We start from the raw sequence: 19444 nt of genomic DNA, 5'->3' as shown, positions 1-19444 counted from the left end.
AAGGCACTGGCTTTTAACACGCTGTTGAGTTCTCAAGAAACGGACACCCACCGCGCCGAACCCCGCTCTCGCGGACCCCGGCTCCGGGGCAACCCCTCTAGCCTACCCGATCCGTCCCGTTCGTCCAACTTCGGGGCGGATCGCCCTCGTACGTCCCAATCGACGGAGACGTGTCTCCACCGTGTCGGTCTGCAGAGGATCCCCTTCGGGGCCGGCCGCCTGTCCGGCGTCCCGCTCCCCCTTGGGGCGAGTAGAACATTAGATCCACCCGCCAGGGGCGTCAAATCGACCTCCAGGGCCGTGTAACCCCAGGTCAGATGTAGTTTTCCGGCCTTGGTTGATGCCCCGTACGGCCGCTCGTAACCGCACTGTGACGTGTATCTACCGAAGTTTGGCCCGTTCATGGCGAACGCCCGCCCGGTCAGGACCGGACGGGCGTTCGCGGGACGGTTCCCGACGGCTCAGGCCGTCGTCACCTCCACGCCTCCCACGTTCCGCTTGCCGCGCCGCAGGACGAGGAACCGGCCGTGGAGCAGGTCGGACGGCGCCGGCACGGCGTCCTCCGACTCGACCTTGGCGTTGTTGAGGTACGCGCCGCCCTGGGCGATCGCGCGGCGCGCCTCGGACTTGCTCTTGCACAGGCCGGACTCCGCGAGGAGGTCCACCACGCTCGGCAGGTCACCGGACGGCACCTCGGCCCGCGGCACCTCCGCGAGCGCGGCCTTCAGCGTCCGCTCGTCCAGCTCCTCCAGGGGGCCCTGGCCGAACAGGGCGCGGGAGGCGGCGATGACGCGGGCGGTCTCGTCCGCGCCGTGGACGAGCGTGGTCATCTCCTCGGCGAGCGCCCGCTGCGGGGCGCGGGCGGCGGGGCGGTCGGCGCCCTGCTTCACCAGCTCCTCGATCTCCTCGCGGGGACGGAAGCTGAAGAACTTCAGGAACTTCTCCACGTCCCGGTCGTCGGCGTTGATCCAGAACTGGTAGAACGCGTACGGCGAGGTCAGCTCGGCGTCGAGCCAGTAGGTCTCACCGCCGGCGGTCTTGCCGAACTTCGACCCGTCCGCCTTGGTGAGCAGCGGCGTGGTCAGCGCGTGCGCGCTGCCGCCCTCGACGCGGCGGATGAGGTCGACGCCCGCGGTCAGGTTGCCCCACTGGTCGCTGCCGCCCGTCTGCAGCCGGCAGCCGTGCCGCCGGTACAGCTCCAGGAAGTCCATCGACTGGAGCAGCACGTAGCTGAACTCGGTGTAGCTCATGCCGGTCGAGTCGAGGCGGGCCTTGACCGTCTCGCGGGCGAGCATCCGGTTCACCGGGAAGTGCTTGCCGATGTCGCGCAGGAACTCGATGGCCGACATCGGGCCCGTCCAGTCGAGGTTGCTGACCATGGTGGCGCCGGTCGGCCCCTCGTGGAAGTCGAGGAACTTCGACACCTGGCCGCGGACCCGCTCGACCCAGGCGGCGACGGTCTCCTCCGAGTTCAGCACGCGCTCGGCGCTCTTGCCGCTCGGGTCGCCGATCAGCCCGGTGGCGCCGCCGACGAGGCCGATGGGCCGGTGGCCGGCCTTCTGGAAGCGCCGCAGCGTGAGGATCTGGATCAGGTTGCCGAGGTGCAGCGACGGCGCCGTCGGGTCGAAGCCGCAATAGAGCGTGACCGGTCCCGCGGCGAGCAGCGCCCGCAGTTCGTCCAGGTCGGTGGACTGCGCGATCAGGCCGCGCCACGCGAGATCATCCAGGATGTCGGTCACGGTCTCCCTCGTCTCCGGCTTGCTTTCCGTACGCCCACCAGCCTGTACCGGCGGGCCTGTGTCACGCCAACGATATTCAACGGCCGGGGGCGGTGCGGTGCGCGGGAACGAAGAGGCCGGCGGGTCAGCCGTCGGCGGGGACCTTCCGGCGCTGCCGGGCGACGTGCGGGCGGTACGGGGACACCGACGGGTCGCCGTCGATCCAGAACCGCCACGGCACCTCCTTGGCGCCGTTAACACCGGTCCGAGGGCCGCTGCGGATCAGCGCGGGGTCCGCGGGCGAGCCCGCGAGGACGGTCATCTCCCCGCCGGGCGTGCACACGTCCAAGCCGTTCTGCTCGCGGGCGATGCCGAGGGCCTGGCAGAGCCGCGCCGGGCCGCGGGCCAGGTCCCGGACGGTGGAGCGCGGCCGGCGCGCCCGGGCGAGCTCCTCCCCCGCGATGATCTCGCCCGCGCGCAGCAGCACCGCCATGGACGTCCCGTCCGGCCCGCAGACCAGGTTCATGCAGAAGTGCATGCCGTAGGTGAAGTACACGTAGACGTGCCCGGGCGGCCCGAACATGACCTCGTTGCGCCGGGTCCGCCCCCGGTAGGCGTGGGACGCGGGGTCGAGCGGCCCCGCGTACGCCTCCACCTCGGTGAGCCGGGCGGCCACCTCCCCCTCGGGGGTGCGGTGGGCGATCACGTGGCCGAGCAGCGACGGCGCGACCTCCTCTACCGGGCGATCGAAGAAATCCCGTGGCAGCAGCGCTCCGTCCATCGCCTCACCGTGGTCTAGGGGGTCGGTTCTCCGCCGATCAGCCTATGCCGCGCCCCGCACCGCCCCGGACGCGCCGTCAGTCCTCGGCGTCGGACGCCCACGCGGCGTGCCCGTTGACCAGCGCGCGGAGCGCGTCGATCTGCTCGCGGACGCGGTCAGGCGCCGTCCCGCCGTACGCCTTGCGGGACGCCAGGGCGCCCTGGACGTTCAGCACCTCGCGGACGTCGGGCGTCAGGTGCGGCGACACCTTGGCGAGCTCCTCGTCGGTGAGGTCGTCGAAGTCCTTGTCGTTGACCTGGCACCAGACGACGAGGTGGCCGACGACCTCGTGCGCGTCGCGGAACGCGGTGCCGCGCCGGACGAGCAGCTCGGCGAGGTCGGTGGCGAGGGCGAAGCCGTCCGGGGCGAGGGCCTCCAGGCGCTCGGTGTTGACCCGCATCGTGGCGATGAGCCCGGACATGGCGGGCAGGACGAGCAGCAGCGTCTCGACGGCGTCGAACGCGCCCTCCTTGTCCTCCTGGAGGTCGCGGTTGTAGGTGAGGGGCAGGCCCTTGAGGGTGGTGAGTAGGCCGACGAGGTGGCCGATGAGCCGGCCGGCCTTGCCGCGCGCCAGCTCGGCGACGTCGGGGTTCTTCTTCTGCGGCATGATCGACGACCCGGTGGCGTAGGTGTCGTCCATCTCGATCCAGCGGAACTCCTGCGACGCCCAGAGGCAGATCTCCTCGCCGAGGCGCGACAGGTGCACGCCGATCAGCGCGGCGGCGAACAGGAACTCGGCGACGAAGTCGCGGTCGGCGACGGCGTCCATGGAGTTCGGCGCGGCGGCGTCGAAGCCGAGTTCGGCGGCGGTGGCCTGCGGGTCCAGCGGCAGCGACGAGCCGGCGAGCGCGCCGGAGCCGAGCGGGGACACCGCGGCGCGCCTGTCCCAGTCGCGGAGCCGGTCGATGTCGCGGGTGAGCGGCTGGACGTGCGCGAGGAGCTGGTGGGAGAACAGTACGGGCTGGGCGTGCTGCAGGTGCGTCATGCCGGGCGCGGCGACGCCGAGGTTGTGCTCGGCCTGCGCGATCAGCGCGGTCTCCAGCTCGACGAGCCGGGAGACGATCTGCCGGGCGTGGTCGCGCAGGTAGAGGCGCAGGTCGGTGGCGACCTGGTCGTTGCGGCTGCGGCCCGCGCGGAGCTTGCCGCCGAGGGCGCCGAGGCGCTCCAGCAGGCCGCGCTCCAGGGCGGTGTGGACGTCCTCGTCGGCGACCGTGGGCCGGAACTCGCCGGACCGGCACGCCTCTTCGAGGTCGTCCAGGGCACCGATCATGCGTTCCAGCTCGTCGTCGGTGAGCAGCCCGGCCCGGTTGAGGACGCGGGCGTGCGCGCGCGAGCCCATCAGGTCGTAGGGGGCGAGCCGCCAGTCGAACTGGACGCTCACCGAGAGCCGCGCGAGCGCGTCCGACGGGCCGCCTTCGAACCGGCCGCCCCACAGCCGCGTCGGTGCCTTCGTCACGAAATTTCCTCTTCTTCCCACCGCTGATCGTTTGTCTTGTGCGCGCCGCTCCCCGGCGCGCGGGGACGCCCGTTCAGAGCGTCTCCGCGCGCGGTGGCGCGTCCGCCACAGGGTACGGCGAAACCACCGTCGCCGGTGGCCCGTCCTCCGGCCCCCCGCCGCCGCCGGTCGAGCGGCGGGGTTCGCTCGGAGGACCGCCCCCCGGCGCGTCCGGTCAGACGTCCAGGTCGCGGTCGCGCTTGGCGGCGATCTTGCTGGGCAGGCTCCACAGCTCGACGAAGCCCTTGGCGAGGCTCTGGTCGAAGGCGTCGCCGGTGTCGTAGGTGGCGAGGTCGTAGCTGTAGAGCGACGCGGCGCTGCGCCGGCCGGTGACGACGGCGCGCCCGCCGTGCAAGGTCATCCGGACCTCGCCGGACACGTGCCGCTGCGCGTCGGCGATGAAGGCGTCCAGGGACTCCTTCAGCGGTGAGAACCACAGGCCGTCGTAGACCAGCTCGCCCCAGCGCTGGTCGACGGACCGCTTGAAGCGGGCGAGGTCGCGCTCGACGGTGACGTTCTCCAGCTCCATGTGCGCGGCCATCAGCGCGATCGCGGCCGGGGCCTCGTAGACCTCGCGGCTCTTGATGCCGACGAGCCGGTCCTCGACCATGTCGATGCGGCCGACGCCCTGCGCGCCCGCGCGCCGGTTCAGCTCGGCGACGACCTGGAACGGGGTGAGCGGGCGGCCGTCCAGTGCGACCGGCACGCCGGCCGCGAACGTGATGACGACCTCGTCGGCCTCGCGCGGCTCGGCCGGGTCGGCGGTGTACTCGTAGACGTCCTCGATGGGCCCGTTCCAGATGTCCTCCAGGAAGCCGGTCTCGACGGCGCGGCCCCACAGGTTCTGGTCGATGGAGTACGGCGACTTGGCCGACACGTCGATCGGGAGGCCTTTGTCTTCGGCGAACGCGATGGCCTTGTCCCGCGTCCAGGCGAAGTCGCGGGCGGGCGCGATGACCTTCAGCTCGGGCGCGAGGGCGGACAGCCCCGCCTCGAAGCGCACCTGGTCGTTGCCCTTGCCGGTGCAGCCGTGCGAGACGGTGGTGCCGCCGAACTCCTTCGCGGCCGCCACCAGGTGCTTGACGATCAGCGGCCGGGACAGCGCCGACACCAGCGGGTAGCGGTCCATGTAGAGGGCGTTGGCCTGCATGGCGGGGACGCAGAAGTCCGCGGCGAACTCCTCCCTGGCGTCCACGACGACGGCCTCGGCGGCGCCGCAGGCGAGGGCCCGCTTGCGGATGGTGTCGAGGTCCTCGCCGCCCTGGCCGACGTCGACGGCGACGGCGATGACCTCGCCGCCGGTCTGCTCGGCGAGGTACGGGATGGCGACGGAGGTGTCCAGGCCCCCGGAGTATGCGAGTACGACGCGCTCGCTCATGTCACTGTCTCCTGTGCGAAGTGTTCGGATTCGAAAGGCTGGGGTGCGGGGCCGCGCGCGGCCCCTAGCTTCGTCGTTCGCGCCCGCCGGTCAGCCTGAGGAGCGCCTGCGCGACGTCCTCCCCGCCGGTCGGGTCGCGGGCGATGACGAGGATCGAGTCGTCGCCCGCGACGGTCCCGAGGATCGTCGGCCATTCGGCGTGGTCGATCGCCGAGGCCAGGTACTGCGCGGCCCCGGGCGGGGTCCGCACCATGACCAGGTTGGCCGACGCCTCGGCCGAGACGAGCAGCTCCGCGGCGAGCCGGGAGAGCCGTCCGGTGAAGGTCTCGGCGGCCCCGGTGCGGGCCCGCCGGATCCGCTCGCCGCCCTCTCCGGGGACGGCGTAGATCAGGCTGCCGTCGTCGGCGCGCAGCTTCACCGCGCCGATCTCGACCAGGTCGCGCGACAGCGTGGCCTGGGTGACCTCGACGCCCTCGTCGCCGAGGAGCTTGGCGAGCTCCCCCTGCGAGTGGACGGGGTGCCGGGTCAGCAGCTCGATCACCCGGGCGTGCCGGGCGGCCTTGGTCATGGGGGTGGTCACCGGGAGCGCTCCAGCAGCCAGACGAGCAGGGCCTTCTGGGCGTGCAGCCGGTTCTCCGCCTCGTCCCAGATGCGGCTCTGGGGGCCGTCGAGGACGGACGCGGCGATCTCCTTCCCGCGGTAGGCGGGCAGGCAGTGCAGGACGACCGCGGCCGGGTCGGCGAGGGCGAGCAGCTCCTCGGTGACGGCGTACGGCTCGTAGAGCGAGGTGTCCTTGCCGGCCTGGCCCATCGAGACCCAGGTGTCGGTGGCGAGGACATCGGCCCCTGCGGCGGCCTGCGCGGCGTCGTCGGTGACGGTCACGGAACCGCCGGTGGCGGCGGCGATCTCGGTGGCGCGGGCGACGACGGCGGGATCCGGCGGCAGCGACGCGGGCGCGCCGACGCGGACGTGCATCCCGGCGGTGGCGCAGCCGAGCAGGTAGGAGTGCGCCATGTTGTTGGCGCCGTCGCCGAAGTAGGCGAGGACGGCGCCGGCGAGGTCGCCCTTGGCCTCCCGGACGGTCTGCAGGTCGGCGAGGATCTGGCAGGGGTGGAACTCGTCGGTGAGGGCGTTGACGACCGGGACGGTGGTGCCGGCGGCCATCTCGTCGATGCGCTCCTGCCCGCCCGTCCGCCACACGATGGCGCTGACCTGCCGCTCCAGGACGCGGGCGGTGTCGGCGATCGTCTCGCCGCGGCCGAGCTGGCTCGTTCCGGCGTCCATGACGAGGGGGTTGCCGCCCAGCTCGGCGATGCCGACGGTGAACGACAGCCGGGTCCGGGTGGAGGGCTTGTCGAACAGGACGGCGACCGACTGCGGGCCCTCCAGCGGCCGGTGGGCGAACCGGTCCTTCTTCACCTTCGCGGCGAGGTCGAGGACCTCGGCCTGCTCGGCGGGGGTCAGGTCGTCGTCGCGGAGGAAGTGCCTGGTCATGCTCATCCCTCCCGGCTCTGGGAGACGGCGTCGAGGATCGCGGGGAACGCGTCGGTGAACGACCGCGCCTGCGCGGCGGTGAGGACGAGCGGCGGCGCGATCCGCAGCGCGTCCGGCTGCACCGCGTTGACCAGGAAGCCGGCGTCGCGGGCGGCGGCCTCCACGGCGGGCGCGTGCGGCCCGGTGAGGACGGCGGCGCGCCACAGCCCGCGGCCCCGCACGCCCGCGAGCAGCGGGTGCCGGATGGCGCCGAGCCCGGCGGCGAGGACGTCCCCGACGGCGACGGCGTTGGCGAGCAGGCCGTCCTTCTCGATGGTGCCGAGGACGGCGAGGGCCGCGGCGGCGGCGACCGGGTTCCCGCCGAAGGTGCTGCCGTGGTCGCCCTTGGCGAACAGGTCGCCGTGCGGGCCGAACGCGACGCACGCCCCGATGGGCAGGCCCCCGCCGAGCCCCTTGGCGAGGGTGAGGACGTCGGGCCTGGCGCCCTCGTGCTCGAACGCGAACCAGGTGCCGGTGCGGCCGATCGCCGACTGGATCTCGTCGCCGACGAGCAGCGCGCCGGCGGCGTCGCAGATCTGGCGGGCGGCCGTGAGGTAGCCCTCCGGCGGCGGGACGACCCCGCCCTCGCCCTGCGCGGGCTCCAGGAACACGGCGGCGCAGTCCGCGCCGACGGCGGCCTTCAGCGCGTCCGCGTCACCGTAGGGGACGAACCGGACGTCGAGGGCGAACGGCCCGAACGGCTCCCGGATCGACGCCTTGCCGGTCAGCGACAGCGCGCCCATGGTCCGGCCGTGGAACCCGTTCTCCGTCGCGACGAAGTACGACCGGCCGTTCGCCCTGCCGTACTTGATCGCGAGCTTCAGCGCGCACTCGTTGGCCTCGGTGCCGCTGTTGGCGAGGAACACCCTCCCGTCGCCGCCGAGCAGGCCGCGCAGCCGCTCGGCGAGCAGCACCTCCGGCTCGTTCAGGAAGAGGTTGGACGTGTGCGCGAGCGTCGCGACCTGCGACGACACGGCCTCGACGAGGGCCGGGTGCCCGTGGCCGAGCGAGGTGACCGCGATCCCGGCGATCAGGTCGAGGTACTCGCGGCCGGCGGTGTCCCAGACCCGGCAGCCCTCGCCGCGCGCCAGCGCCACCGGCGGCACGCCGTAGTTCGGCATGAACGCGGTCTCGAACCGCTCGCCGAGGCCGCTCACGGCGCCACCTCCTGCGGGGCGCCCGGGAGGCTGGGCAGCACCATCGTTCCGATCCCTTCGTCGGTGAAGATCTCCAGCAGCAGCGAGTGCGGGACGCGGCCGTCCAGCACGTGGGCCTGCGGGACGCCGCCGCGGACGGCGGTCAGGCAGGCCTCCATCTTCGGGACCATCCCGGCCGACAGGCCCGGCAGCAGCGCGGCCAGCTCGTCGGTGGTGAGGCTGTCGATCACGTCGTCGCTGTCGGGCCAGTCGGCGTACAGGCCGTCGACGTCGGTGAGGACGACCAGCTTCGCCGCGTCCAGCGCGACGGCCAGCGCCGCGGCGGCGGTGTCGGCGTTGACGTTGTAGACCTCGCCGTCGTCGCCGCGCGCGATGCTGGACACGACCGGGACGCGGCCGTCGTCCAGCAGCGCCCGGACGGCGCCGACCTGCACCTCGACGATCTCGCCGACCTGGCCGATGTCGACGCGCTCGCCGTCGACGACCGCGTGCTTGCGTTCGGCGGTGAGCAGGTTCGCGTCCTCGCCGGACATGCCGAGCGCGAACGGGCCGTGCCGGTTGATGAGCCCGACGACGTCGCGCTGCACCTGCCCGGTCAGCACCATCCGGACGACCTCCATGGCCTCCGGCGTGGTGACCCGGAGCCCGGCGGTGAAGGTCGAGTCGATGCCGTTGCGGGCGAGCGCCGCGTTGATCTGCGGGCCGCCGCCGTGCACGATCACCGGCTTCAGCCCGGCGTAGCGCAGGAACACGATGTCCTCGGCGAACGAGTGCCGCAGTTCCTCGTCGGTCATCGCGTGCCCGCCGTACTTGATCACGACGGTCTTGCCGTGGAACCGCTCCAGCCACGGCAGCGCCTTGATCAGCGTCTCCGCCTTCGACAGCACGCCGGCCCGGTTGCCGCGGATCTCCGCGCCGCTGGTCACCGCGCTCATGTCGAGTACGCCGAGTTCTCGTGGACGTAGTCGGCCGTGAGGTCGGTCGTCCAGACGGTGGCGCTGTGCGGGCCCGCCGCGAGGTCGACGGTGATCGTCACGTCGCGGGGCCGCAGGTCGACCTTGTCGCGGTCGTCGCCGGACGCGCCGTTGCGGCACACCCACACCCCGTTGATCGCGACGTTGAGGTGGTCGGGCTCGAACACCGCGTCGGTGGTGCCGACCGCCGACAGCACCCGGCCCCAGTTCGGGTCCTCGCCGTGGATCGCGCACTTGAGCAGGTTGTTGCGGGCGATGGAGCGCCCGACGGTGACCGCGTCGTCCTCGGAGGCGGCGCCGACGACCTCGATCGCGATGGCCTTGGACGCGCCCTCGGCGTCCACCAGCAGCTGCCGGGTCAGGTCGGCGCACACCTCGGTGAGCAGCGCGGTGAACTCCTCCTCGTCCGGGACCGTCTCGGCGGCGCCGGACGCCAGCAGCAGGACGGTGTCGTTGGTGGACATGCAGCCGTCGGAGTCGAGCCGGTCGAGGGTGGCGCCGGTCGCCGCGCGCAGCGCCCGGTCGAGCGCGGCGGCGGGCAGGTCGGCGTCGGTGGTGATGACGCAGAGCATGGTGGCCAGGGACGGCGCGAGCATGCCGGCGCCCTTGGCCATCGCGCCGATCATGTAGCCGCCCGCGCCCTGCCGGAAGGAGATCTTGGCGACGGTGTCGGTGGTGCGGATCGCGTCGGCGGCGGCGAGCCCGCCGTCGCCGCGCGACAGCTCGGCGGCGGCCTTGTCGACGCCGGGCAGCAGCAGGTCCATCGGGAGCCGCTCGCCGATCAGCCCGGTGGAGCAGACCGCGATCTCGCCGGCGGAGTCCTCCAGCAGCTCGGCCGCCTTCTCGGCGGTGGCGTGGGTGTCCTGGAAGCCGGGGGCGCCGGTGCAGGCGTTGGCGCCGCCCGCGTTGAGCACGACCGCGCGGACGCGGCCGCCCGTGAGGACCTGCTCCGACCACAGCACGGGCGCGGCCTTCACGCGGTTGCGGGTGAACACGCCGGCCGCCGCGCGGGACGGCCCGTCGTTGACGACGAGGGCCAGGTCGCGGTTGCCGCTGGGCTTGAGTCCGGCGACGACGCCTGCGGCGCGGAAACCCCGGGGGGCGGTGACGCTCAAGGGGACACTCCGATCGTGGTCAGCCCGAGTTCTTCCGGGAGGCCGAGGGCGATGTTGGCGCTCTGGACGGCGCCGCCCGCGGTGCCCTTGGCGAGGTTGTCGACGGCGGCGACCACGACGATGCGGCCGGCCGCCTCGTCCAGGGCCGTCTGGAGGAGGACGGTGTTCGCGCCGAGCGTCATGGACGTGGCGGGCCACCGGCCCTCGGGGAGCAGGCCGGCGAACGGCTCGCCGGCGTAGGCCGCGGTGTAGGCGGCGCGCAGCGCCGCGGCGGTCGTACCGGGACGGGCCTTGGCCGTGCAGGTGGCGAGGATGCCGCGGCTCATCGGCGCGAGCGTCGGGGTGAAGGAGACCGTGACCGGCTCCCCCGCGGCGGCGCTGAGGTTCTGCACCATCTCGGGCGTATGCCTATGCGTCCCGCCGACGCCGTAGGCGGACATCGAGCCCATCACCTCGCTGCCGAGCAGGTGCGGCTTCAGGGCCCGTCCCGCGCCGGAGGTGCCGGACGCGGCGACGACGACGGCGTCGGGTTCGGCGAGCCCGGCGGCGTACGCCGGGGCCAGCGCGAGCGACACCGCGGTCGGGTAGCAGCCGGGGACGGCGATCCGCTTGGCGCCGCGCAGCGCCTCCCGGTGGCCGGGCAGCTCGGGCAGCCCGTAGGGCCAGGTGCCGGCGTGGGGGGTGCCGTAGTACGCCTCCCAGGCGGCCGCGTCGGCGAGCCGGTGGTCGGCTCCGCAGTCGATGACCAGCACGTCTTCGCCGAGCTGCGCGGCGAGCGGGCCGGACTGGCCGTGCGGCAGCGCCAGGAACACCACGTCGTGGCCGGACAGGGTCTCGGGGGTGGTCTCGGCCAGGACGCGCCCGGCCAGGGATCGCAGGTGGGGCTGGTGCGCGCCCAGCTCGGTGCCCGCGTTGGAGCCCGCCGTCAGCGCGCCGATCTCGAACTCTGGATGTCCCGCCAGGATGCGCAGCAGCTCGCCGCCCGCGTAACCGCTGGCGCCGGCGACCGCCGTCCGGATTCCCATCTCCCTGCCCTCTCGAAGACAACAAGCAAGAGTATGCAGGACCCTGGATGTCTATTCAACGCCGGGGTCCGGTTTTCCCACCTGCTGAGATGATCGCCACACGGCCCGGGCCCGCACGCGTCAACGCAGGTTGACATGTGGGCGATGTCAACCTATGTTGACGGCAGGGATCGGACGAACGGCGAGTATTTAGGGGGCTAAAGGTTTGCCATCTAAAATTCAGGCCCCTAACATCAACCGCCATGGGGAACTTCGGGATCGACGACCTCAAGCTGTACGGCCCCATGGAGGAGTGGCCGGTCGGCCGGCTCTTCGCCGCGGCCTCGCGGCTGGCGGGCCCCGTCGTGTGGCGGATCGTCGAGAAGCACGGCATCAGCCCCGCCGGGTACTTCCTGCTGCGCCTGCTGATCGTCGAGGACGGCCTGCGCCCCGGCGAGGTCGCCAAGCGGCTGCACGTCACCCCCGCCACGGTCACCTCGGTGGTCGACACGCTGGAGCGGAACGGGCACGTCCGGCGCGAGCCCTCCTTCCGCGACCGGCGCGGGGTCATGCTGCGCATCACCGACGCGGGCCGTGAGCTGCTCGCCGAGAAGTCCGAGTCCATCGGGCGGGACCTGGGCCGCCTCTACGACGTCGTCGGCGAGGACGACGTGGAGGCCGTCCGCCGGTTCCTGCTCCGGCTGATCGAACGGCTCGAGAACTACCCCAACGACGACAACGACGACGAGGAAGCGGAGGGAGACGGCGCATGACCGAATCCCCGGAAGCGGCCGTCCGCACGGTCGGCCTGCGGAAGACCTATCCCGCGTCCGGGCCCCGCCCGGAGGTGCCCGCGGTGCGGGGCATCGACCTGGACGTCCCGCGCGGCGAGTTCTTCGGGCTGCTCGGCCCGAACGGCGCAGGCAAGTCCACCACCATCGGCATGCTCACCACGCTGGTCGTCCCGACGGGCGGCAGCGCTCAGGTGACCGGCCTGGACGTGGTGAAGGACGCCGTCGAGATCAAGCGGCGCATCGGCGTGGTGTCCCAGAACAACACGCTGGACAGCGACCTCACCGTCGCCGAGAACCTGGAGTTCCGCGGCCGCTACTTCGGCCTCGGCGCCCGCGACGCCCGCCGCCGCGCCGGCGAGCTGCTGGAGCTGTTCGGGCTCACCGAGCAGCGCGGCGGCAACCCGTTCGAGATCTCCGGCGGGCAGGCCAAGCGGGTGATGATCTGCCGGGCCCTCATGCACGGGCCCGAGGTCCTGTTCCTGGACGAGCCGACCGCTGGCCTCGACCCGCAGACCCGCACCAACCTGTGGGAGGTGCTGCGCGGCCTCCAGGCGGGCGGGCAGACGATCGTCCTCACCACCCACTACATGGAGGAGGCCGAGGCGCTCTGCGACCGGGTCGCGGTCGTCGACCACGGCACGATCCTGGCCAGCGGCACCGTCGACCAGCTGAAGTCCAGCGCCGGCGCGGACACCGTCATCACCGTCAGCTACGACGCCCCGGCCCCGGAGGAGATCAGGAAGCTCTCCGACCGGGAGGGCATCAGCAAGGTCGAGGTCACCGACGGCCAGGTCCGGGTGTTCGCCGCCGCCCCCGACGGCATCCTCGGCGAGCTCGTCACGATCGGCTCCGCCGCCGGCGTCGGCGTCACCGACGCCACCCAGCTCCGGCCCAGCCTGGAGACCGTCTTCCTCACCCTCACCGGAAGGGACTACCGCGAATGACCGCCTCCACGGCCCCCGCCGTCCTCGCCCCGCCGCCGCCGGCGCGGGCGACGGTCCCGCGCACGTTCGCCGCGATGATGGCCCGCGAGGCGCGGGTCATGCGCAAGAACTTCCTGTCGACGTTCGTCCGGGTGCTGGTGCAGCCGGTGATGTTCGTGTTCGTGTTCGCCTACGTCCTGCCGAAGCTCGGCGGCGGCGCGATGGCGGGCGGGCCGGGCGGGCCGTCGTTCTCCACCATCCTGCTGCCCGGCCTCGTCGGCTCGTCCATCATCATGCAGGCGATGATGGCGGTGATCTTCCCGCTGATGATGGAGCTGACCTGGCAGAAGTCGATCACCGACCGGGCGCTGGCGCCGGTGCCGGTGCCGCTGCTGGCCGCGCAGAAGATCATCGCGGCGGCGGCGCAGGGGCTGATCGGCGGGCTGCTGGTCTTCCCGGCGGTGCTGTTCATCCACGCCGAGGGCGAGGCGCCCTCGGTGCACGTGGGCAACTGGCCGGTGCTGATCCTGGTGATGGTGGCCGGGTCGCTGCTGTCGGCGGCGGGCGGCCTGCTGCTCGGCACGATCATGAACCCGCAGAAGGTCCAGGTCCTGTTCGCGATGGTGCTGCTGCCGATGACGATGCTCGGCTGCGTGTACTACCCGTGGTCGGCGCTGGACAACATCCGCTGGCTGCAGATCGCCAGCCTGTTCAACCCCCTCGTCTACGTCAGCGAGGGGCTGCGGAGCGCGCTCACCCCGGACATCCCGCACATGCCGGTCTGGGCGTTCCTGCTGGCCATCGTCGGCGGGACGGTCCTGCTGACGTGGGCCGCGACGCGCACCTTCACCAAGCGCGTGCTCACCTGATCCGAGGCGCGAGCGGGGCCCGGGGGTTTTGCCATCCCCCGGGCCCCTCCGGTTGCCGCCCAATTCGCACGCCGGCGCCAGGTGGACGCGGATCATTCTGAACGCTCCAGCGCGTTGCCGTTACGCCATCGCCCCACGAGCGGAGCGAGCCGGATTCGAACCGGCATTTCCGGAGTCGCCGTCCACGTCCGAGCGGACCGGCGATGAGCGGCGGATGCTGAGCTTCGAGCGAGAATCTGAGGTTGAGCGGGCGGCTGCCTCTACCGGTTGGGCCACCCCGGCGCGGGTGCCGGGGGCGGGATTCGAACCCGCACTGAACGCTCACCCTGATCAGCTTCGGCTTCAGCTTCAGCTTGCGCTCCTCGCGCACCCCCCGCGCGGCGGGGGGAGTCTGTTGAGTTGTCGTGCCGCGTCGTCGCGGGCCGTCCGGCCGCGGCGGGACCGCCGCGGCCGGGGGTCAGCCGAAGATGTAGCCGAACACCGCGTCGCCGACGCGCTGGTCGGTCACCTCGGCGCCGTTGGCCTCCTCCCGCGCGAACTTCACCGCGTCCCGCACCCGCTCGACGCGGTCGAGCAGCTCGTTGACCCGCCGGGCGGGCAGCGCGCCGGAGAACTTCACCGTCGTCCAGTGGCCGACGGCGATGTCCTCGTAGTAGACCTCGACCTGCGCAGGGTGCTTCTCGGTCGCCTCCGCCTTGACGTGGTTGCGCGGCACCTTCTTGGTCTTCACCGTGCGGACCGGCTCGGTCCGCCACACGTCGGTGGACGGGTCGAAGGTCCACGTCTCGGCCGCGTCCAGGATCGGCAGCTTGCGCAGGAAGGCGTGCAGGTCGGTCAGCTGCTTCTCCAGGAACAGCAGGTAGGTGACCGGCACGTCGCGCAGCAGGGTGGTGCCGTCCACGGCCACGTCGGCGCGGGCGAGGCAGTTCGCCCAGTCCTTGGTGGCGGTGACGTCGAGCAGCCGCGTGAGCGAGCGCGTCACGTCGCGCAGCACGCCCTCCACCGTGACCTGGACGCGGGTGGACTCGGCGGGCAGCTGCTCGCCGTCCTCGTCCTTCGGCTGGTAGGTCCGCGAGATGCCGGACAGCAGCGGGGCCTTCTGCGTCGCCTGGTGCGCCGCCGCCAGGTCCTGGGCGGACTTGCTCTTCACGCCCTTCTCGACCGCGATGATCTGGTTGAGCTTCGTCGGCATCCCGTTCACTTCCCCTCGTTCTGCGACACGACCGTAGCAGCGGCGATATCGCAAGATCACACCATTTTCGCTACTCCTCCGGGTCTGTCTCGGTGAGGCCGGAAGCGCGGTCCATGCGCAGCCAGCGGGTGAGGCCGAGGGTGCGCAGGAACGGCAGGTCGTGGCTGACCACGATCAGCGCCCCCTCGTAGGCGGAGAGGGCCTGCGCGAGCTGCGCCGCGCTGGCCATGTCGAGGTTGTTCGTCGGCTCGTCCAGCAGGAGCAGCTGCGGGGCGGGCTCGGCGAGCAGCAGCGACGCCAGCACGGCCCGGAACCGCTCCCCGCCCGACAGCGTCCCCGCGCGCTGCTCTGCGCGCGCGCCGCGGAACAGGAAGCGGGCGAGACCGGCCCTGATGTCGGTCACCCGGGCCGAGGGCGCCTGAGCTCGGACGTTGTCGATCACGCTCAGGTCGTCGTCCAGGACGTCGAGCCGCTGCGGCAGGTAGCGGACGCCGTCGACGCCGATCGCGACCTCCGTCCCGGCGGGGACGCGCTCACCGGTGAGCATCCGCAGGAACGTCGTCTTGCCGGAGCCGTTCGGGCCGGTCAGCGCGATCCGCTCCGGGCCCCGGACGATCAGCTCGGTGAGCGTGCCGGTCTCCGGCTCGGGCGCGGCCAGCCCGGTCGCGGTGACGACCGTGCGGCCGGCCGGGACGCGGGTCGCGGGCAGCTCGACGCGGATCTCGGCGTCCGCGCGGACGGCCTCCTCCGCCTCGGTGAGCCGGCTGCGGGCGCCGGCCAGCCGCTCCTCGTGCATGAGGCGGTGCTTGCCGGCCGCGACCTGCGCCTGCCGCTTGCGCTCCTGCATGATGATCTTCGGTTCGCGCTTGTTCTCGTACATCTTGGTGCCGTAGCGCTTGCGCCGGGCGAGTTTGACCTGGGCCTCCTCCAGTTCGCGCTTCTGCCGCCGCAGGTCGGTCTCGGCGGACCGGACGGTGCGCTCGGCGGCCTCCTTCTCGACGGCGAGCAGCTCCTCGTAGCCGGTCAGGTTGCCGCCGAACGTGCGGATCGCGCCGTCCCGCAGGTCGGCGATCTCGTCGACGCGGTCGAGCAGCTCCCGGTCGTGGCTGACGAGCAGGAGCACGCCCGTCCAGGACTCGACGGCGTCGTAGAGGCGGCGCCGCGCGTCCAGGTCGAGGTTGTTGGTGGGCTCGTCGAGGAGCAGGACGTCGGGCCGGGCGAGGAACTGCGCCGCGAGCCCGACCATCACGGCCTCGCCGCCGGACAGGGTCGGGACGGTGCGGTCCAGGTCGAGGCGGTCGAGCCCGAGCCGGTCGAGCTCGGCGCGGGCGCGCTCCTCGACGTCCCAGTCGTCCCCGACGGCGGCGAAGTTCTCCTCGGTGGCCTCGCCGCGCTCGATCGCGTGCAGCGCGGCGCGGGCGGCGCCGATGCCGAGCAGGTCCGCGACGGTGGCCGCGCCGTCCAGGACGAGGTTCTGCGGCAGGTAGCCGATCTCCCCGTCGACGGCCACGGTGCCCGACGCGGGCCGCAGCTCACCGGCGATGATCTTCAGCAGGGTGGACTTGCCGGAGCCGTTGACGCCGATCAGCCCGGTGCGGCCGGTGCCGAACGCGGCGTCCAGGCCGTCCAGGACGACGGTGCCGTCCGCCCAGGCGAAGGACAGATCCGAGCAGACGATGGCGAAAGACATGTAGGGCGGTCTCCATGGGGTTCGAAGCGGTTTCGGGCTGCATGGAGACACCGCGGGTCGCGCGACGCGCCGGCGGGCGAATGAGAAAAGCCCGGCGGGACGAGGGTCCGCTCTGAGGTCACGTGCGCGGGCCGGTGACGGCCATACGCGCGGTGTCGGACCTCAGATCCTCAATGGACTCCCCTGCCGGGCGGCGATGTGACGGCGTCGAGAATACCCGATGCCTTAACGCAACACAAGTAGCAATAAGACCCGGCATGCTAGGGCGGATGGGAACCGTCAGCGCCGTGTTCGCCGGGCGCACCGCAGAACTGGCCGCGTTACGCGGGGCGCACGCGCAGGCGTGCGCCGGCGAGCCCGCCGCCGTGCTCGTCGGCGGCGAGGCGGGCGCCGGCAAGACCCGCCTCGTCGCGGAGTTCACCCGCGGCCTGCGCACGCTCACCGGCGGCTGCCTCGACCTCGGCGCGGCGAGCCTCCCGTACGCCCCGTTCAGCGCCGTCCTGCGGCGCGTCGGCCGGGAGGCGGTCGCCGCCCTGCTGCCGGGCGCGGCGCTGCCCGAACTGGCCCGGCTGATGCCCGGCCTGACCGCCGCGCCGCCGCCCCCGGACGACGGCACCGGGCAACTGCGGCTGTTCGAGCACCTGCTGACCCTGCTGGAGCGGCTCGCCGAGCGGGAACCGCTCGTCCTGGTGGTCGAGGACGCGCACTGGGCCGACGGCTCCACCCGCGACCTGCTGTCCTTCCTGCTGCGCAACCCGCCGCGGGGCCGGGTGCTGCCGGTCGTCACGTTCCGTCCCGAGGAGCCCGGCACCCGGCCGCTGTTCGCCGAACTGGCCCGCCTCCCCCATGTCGCGCGCGTCGACCTGCCGCCGCTCACCCCGTCCGAGGTCGCCGAGCAGGTGCGCGGCATCCTCGGCGCCGCCGACCCGGCCGCGGCGCGGGACGCGCACGCCCGCGCCGGCGGCAACCCCCTGTTCGTGGAGGCCCTCGTCGGCAGCCCCGGCGAGGCGGTCCCCGGTTCGCTGCGCGACCTGCTGCTCGGCCGCGTCCACCGGCTGCCGGACGCGACCCGCGCGGTGCTGCGGGCCGCGAGCGCGGCCGGGGAGCGCGCCGGGCACGCGCTGCTGGCCGCGGTGACGGGCCTGCCCGACGCGGAGGTGAGCGCGGCGCTGCGGCCCGCCGCCGACCGCGGGCTGGTGGTCGCGGACGGGGACGGGTACGCCTTCCGCCACGCCCTCATCCGCGACGCCGTCCACGAGGACCTGCTGCCCGGCGAGCGCGCCGGGCTCCACCGCAGGTACGCCGAGACCATCGAGGAGTCCCCGGAGCTCAGCGACGCCCCTGCGAGCGCCCTGGCCGTGCACTGGCAGGGCTGCGGCGACCACGCGCGGGCCCTCGCCGCCGCGTGGCGGGCCGCCGCCGAGCGCGCGGCGGCCACTGCCTACGCCGAGCAGCTCACCCTGCTGGAACGCGTCCTGGACCTGTGGGACCGGGTGCCGGAGGCCGCGTCCCTGACCGGCCTGACCCGAGGGCGGGTGCTGGAGGCGGCCGCGGAGGCCGCCGGAGCGGCCGGCGACCCCGGACGCGGCCTGCCGCTCGTCCAGCGGGCCATGGCCGACGCGGGGGACGACGACCCCGACCGGGCCGCGCGGCTGCTGCTGCTCAGGGCGACCATGCGGGGCTTCCAGGGCCGGGAGGATGAACTGGACGACCTGCGCGCGGCCGAGCGGCGCGCCGCCGCCGCGACGCCGGACCGCGTCCGCGCCCTGTCGCACCTGAGCTCCCGCCTGCTCGTCTACGGGGAGCACGCCGAGGGGGAACGGCTCGGACGGGAGGCGCTGGAGCTGGCGCGCGCGCTGGGCCTGAGCTCCGCGATCCCTTCGCTGGAGTCCGTGGTGGCCTTCGCCGTGGCGCGCGACGGCGCGGGCGACCTGGCGCCGCTCGAACGGATCAGGCACCGCGGCCTCGACGCGTGGGCGCTCATCCGGACGCTGAACAGGCTCGTCCACTGCCTCCTGAACCGGGGCCGCACCGGCGAGGCCCTCGCGCTCGCGGACGAGGGGCTCGCCGTCGCGGCGGACGCGGGGCTCGCCCACAGCGCGGGCGACGCGCTCGCCGTCAACCAGATCGAGGCGCTCTACCGGCTCGGCCGCTGGGACGAGGCCGCCGGGACGCTGCAGGGGCGGCTGGACCGCCACCACGCGCCGGCCTTCCGCCGGCAGCTGATGATCTGGCGGATCGCCCTACTGGCGGCGCGCGGCGACGGCCCGCGCCCCGATCCCGAGGCGCTCGCCGCCCCGCTCGACGCCGGGTTCCCGCAGACCGCGCTGCCGCTCGCCCAGATGGTCATCGAGTGGCGGCTGGCGGAGGAGGACCGGCCGGCGGCCCGCGCGACCGCGGACGCCGTCCTGCGCCACCCGCGCCTCACCGTCCAGCCCTGCCACCTGTGGCCGCTGCTGGAGGCGGCCGCGCACGCCGGCGGCCCGCGCCTCCCCGAGATCGCCGCGCTGGCCGCGCGGCTGCCCGCCGAGACACCGGTGGCGGCGGCGCACCGGGCGGCCGTCACCGCGCTGGCCGGCGGCCCGCCGGCCTGGGATACCGCGATCGGCGCCTGGGAGCGGCTGGAGCAGCCGTACCCGCTGGCGCGGTCGCTCTTCGACGCCGCCTGCGCCGACCTGGCCGCCGGGTACCGCGCGAGCGCCGCCGCCCGGCTCGACCGCGCCGCCGCGATCGCCGACCGGCTCGGCGCCGCGCCGCTGGCCCGCCGCGTCTCCGAACGCGC

Annotated in this window: 16 protein-coding genes; 4 read left to right on the top strand and 12 right to left on the bottom strand. The window is 73.4% G+C overall.

Features of this window, described 5'->3' with window-relative positions; genetic code table 11:
• Window positions 1-461: 461 nt before the first annotated feature.
• The 10 genes from tyrS to argC all read right to left on the bottom strand — a co-directional run bounded on the left by tyrS (window position 462) and on the right by argC (window position 11215).
• Complete coding sequence (tyrS, locus tag AB0K34_RS40990) at window positions 462-1739, bottom strand: tyrosine--tRNA ligase (RefSeq protein WP_364554086.1); 1278 nt, start codon at window positions 1737-1739, stop codon at window positions 462-464.
• 124 nt (window positions 1740-1863) lie between these two features.
• Window positions 1864-2499: a DNA-3-methyladenine glycosylase gene (locus tag AB0K34_RS40985; RefSeq protein WP_138639786.1), complete on the bottom strand. Its 636-nt coding sequence runs from the start codon at window positions 2497-2499 to the stop codon at window positions 1864-1866.
• Window positions 2500-2575: 76 nt separating this feature from the next.
• Window positions 2576-3994 (bottom strand): argininosuccinate lyase, encoded by a 1419-nt coding sequence (gene argH / locus AB0K34_RS40980; RefSeq protein WP_364554083.1) that lies wholly within the window; start codon window positions 3992-3994, stop codon window positions 2576-2578.
• Window positions 3995-4208: 214 nt separating this feature from the next.
• Window positions 4209-5411: an argininosuccinate synthase gene (locus AB0K34_RS40975; RefSeq protein WP_364554081.1), complete on the bottom strand. Its 1203-nt coding sequence runs from the start codon at window positions 5409-5411 to the stop codon at window positions 4209-4211.
• A gap of 64 nt (window positions 5412-5475) precedes the next feature.
• Window positions 5476-5979, bottom strand: a complete 504-nt coding sequence (locus tag AB0K34_RS40970; protein WP_089327309.1) for an arginine repressor — start codon at window positions 5977-5979, stop codon at window positions 5476-5478.
• A gap of 8 nt (window positions 5980-5987) precedes the next feature.
• A complete protein-coding gene (gene argF / locus AB0K34_RS40965) occupies window positions 5988-6905 on the bottom strand; it encodes an ornithine carbamoyltransferase (RefSeq protein WP_301177536.1) in 918 nt (305 codons plus the stop codon).
• 2 nt (window positions 6906-6907) lie between these two features.
• On the bottom strand, window positions 6908-8101 hold the full coding sequence (locus AB0K34_RS40960; RefSeq protein ID WP_274704650.1) for an acetylornithine transaminase: 1194 nt from the start codon (window positions 8099-8101) through the stop codon (window positions 6908-6910).
• Window positions 8098-9036, bottom strand: a complete 939-nt coding sequence (argB, locus tag AB0K34_RS40955; protein WP_364554080.1) for an acetylglutamate kinase — start codon at window positions 9034-9036, stop codon at window positions 8098-8100. The genes AB0K34_RS40960 and argB overlap by 4 nt, the downstream gene beginning before the upstream one ends.
• Window positions 9033-10190, bottom strand: coding sequence for a bifunctional glutamate N-acetyltransferase/amino-acid acetyltransferase ArgJ (argJ, locus tag AB0K34_RS40950; RefSeq protein ID WP_364554078.1), 1158 nt, complete (start codon window positions 10188-10190; stop codon window positions 9033-9035). The genes argB and argJ overlap by 4 nt, the downstream gene beginning before the upstream one ends.
• Window positions 10187-11215 (bottom strand): N-acetyl-gamma-glutamyl-phosphate reductase, encoded by a 1029-nt coding sequence (argC, locus tag AB0K34_RS40945; RefSeq protein WP_364554076.1) that lies wholly within the window; start codon window positions 11213-11215, stop codon window positions 10187-10189. Before argC ends, argJ begins: the two co-directional genes overlap by 4 nt.
• A 242-nt stretch (window positions 11216-11457) precedes the next feature.
• Here argC and AB0K34_RS40940 point away from each other — a divergent pair, with 242 nt between their 5' ends.
• From AB0K34_RS40940 to AB0K34_RS40930, 3 genes are read left to right on the top strand one after another with little or no spacing between them, the layout of a single operon-like run.
• Window positions 11458-11967: a MarR family transcriptional regulator gene (locus AB0K34_RS40940; protein WP_364554074.1), complete on the top strand. Its 510-nt coding sequence runs from the start codon at window positions 11458-11460 to the stop codon at window positions 11965-11967.
• The gene (locus tag AB0K34_RS40935) at window positions 11964-12932 is read left to right on the top strand and encodes an ABC transporter ATP-binding protein (protein ID WP_138639794.1); all 969 of its coding nucleotides are present in this window, start codon (window positions 11964-11966) and stop codon (window positions 12930-12932) included. The genes AB0K34_RS40940 and AB0K34_RS40935 overlap by 4 nt, the downstream gene beginning before the upstream one ends.
• Window positions 12929-13780 (top strand): ABC transporter permease, encoded by an 852-nt coding sequence (locus tag AB0K34_RS40930; RefSeq protein ID WP_301177534.1) that lies wholly within the window; start codon window positions 12929-12931, stop codon window positions 13778-13780. Before AB0K34_RS40935 ends, AB0K34_RS40930 begins: the two co-directional genes overlap by 4 nt.
• 457 nt (window positions 13781-14237) lie before the next feature.
• Here AB0K34_RS40930 and AB0K34_RS40925 read toward each other — a convergent pair whose 3' ends face one another.
• Both AB0K34_RS40925 and AB0K34_RS40920 read right to left on the bottom strand, forming a co-directional pair.
• Window positions 14238-14972, bottom strand: coding sequence for a hypothetical protein (locus tag AB0K34_RS40925; RefSeq protein ID WP_138635388.1), 735 nt, complete (start codon window positions 14970-14972; stop codon window positions 14238-14240).
• 70 nt (window positions 14973-15042) lie between these two features.
• Entirely contained in the window at window positions 15043-16662 is a 1620-nt protein-coding gene (locus AB0K34_RS40920; RefSeq protein WP_364554072.1) for an ABC-F family ATP-binding cassette domain-containing protein, read from the bottom strand.
• A gap of 269 nt (window positions 16663-16931) precedes the next feature.
• Between AB0K34_RS40920 and AB0K34_RS40915 the strand changes: the two genes are divergently transcribed.
• On the top strand, window positions 16932-19444 hold a 2513-nt coding region (locus AB0K34_RS40915), incomplete at its 3' end, for an AAA family ATPase (protein ID WP_364554071.1).

This window comes from Actinomadura sp. NPDC049382 (assembly GCF_040677125.1).
GTDB lineage: Bacteria > Actinomycetota > Actinomycetes > Streptosporangiales > Streptosporangiaceae > Spirillospora > Spirillospora geliboluensis.
The sequence above is the reverse complement of the archived record's forward strand: the minus strand, read 5'-3'. Positions and strand labels throughout refer to the sequence as shown.

Coding starts and splice junctions, on each gene's coding strand:
- AB0K34_RS40970 (WP_089327309.1), bottom strand. CDS start 5,979: ATGACCAAGGCCGCCCGGCACGCCCGGGTGATCGAGCTGCTGACCCGG.
- AB0K34_RS40985 (WP_138639786.1), bottom strand. CDS start 2,499: ATGGACGGAGCGCTGCTGCCACGGGATTTCTTCGATCGCCCGGTAGAG.
- AB0K34_RS40920 (WP_364554072.1), bottom strand. CDS start 16,662: ATGTCTTTCGCCATCGTCTGCTCGGATCTGTCCTTCGCCTGGGCGGAC.
- AB0K34_RS40930 (WP_301177534.1), top strand. CDS start 12,929: ATGACCGCCTCCACGGCCCCCGCCGTCCTCGCCCCGCCGCCGCCGGCG.
- AB0K34_RS40935 (WP_138639794.1), top strand. CDS start 11,964: ATGACCGAATCCCCGGAAGCGGCCGTCCGCACGGTCGGCCTGCGGAAG.
- AB0K34_RS40925 (WP_138635388.1), bottom strand. CDS start 14,972: ATGCCGACGAAGCTCAACCAGATCATCGCGGTCGAGAAGGGCGTGAAG.
- argB (WP_364554080.1), bottom strand. CDS start 9,036: ATGAGCGCGGTGACCAGCGGCGCGGAGATCCGCGGCAACCGGGCCGGC.
- AB0K34_RS40975 (WP_364554081.1), bottom strand. CDS start 5,411: ATGAGCGAGCGCGTCGTACTCGCATACTCCGGGGGCCTGGACACCTCC.
- AB0K34_RS40940 (WP_364554074.1), top strand. CDS start 11,458: ATGGGGAACTTCGGGATCGACGACCTCAAGCTGTACGGCCCCATGGAG.
- argC (WP_364554076.1), bottom strand. CDS start 11,215: ATGGGAATCCGGACGGCGGTCGCCGGCGCCAGCGGTTACGCGGGCGGC.
- argF (WP_301177536.1), bottom strand. CDS start 6,905: ATGACCAGGCACTTCCTCCGCGACGACGACCTGACCCCCGCCGAGCAG.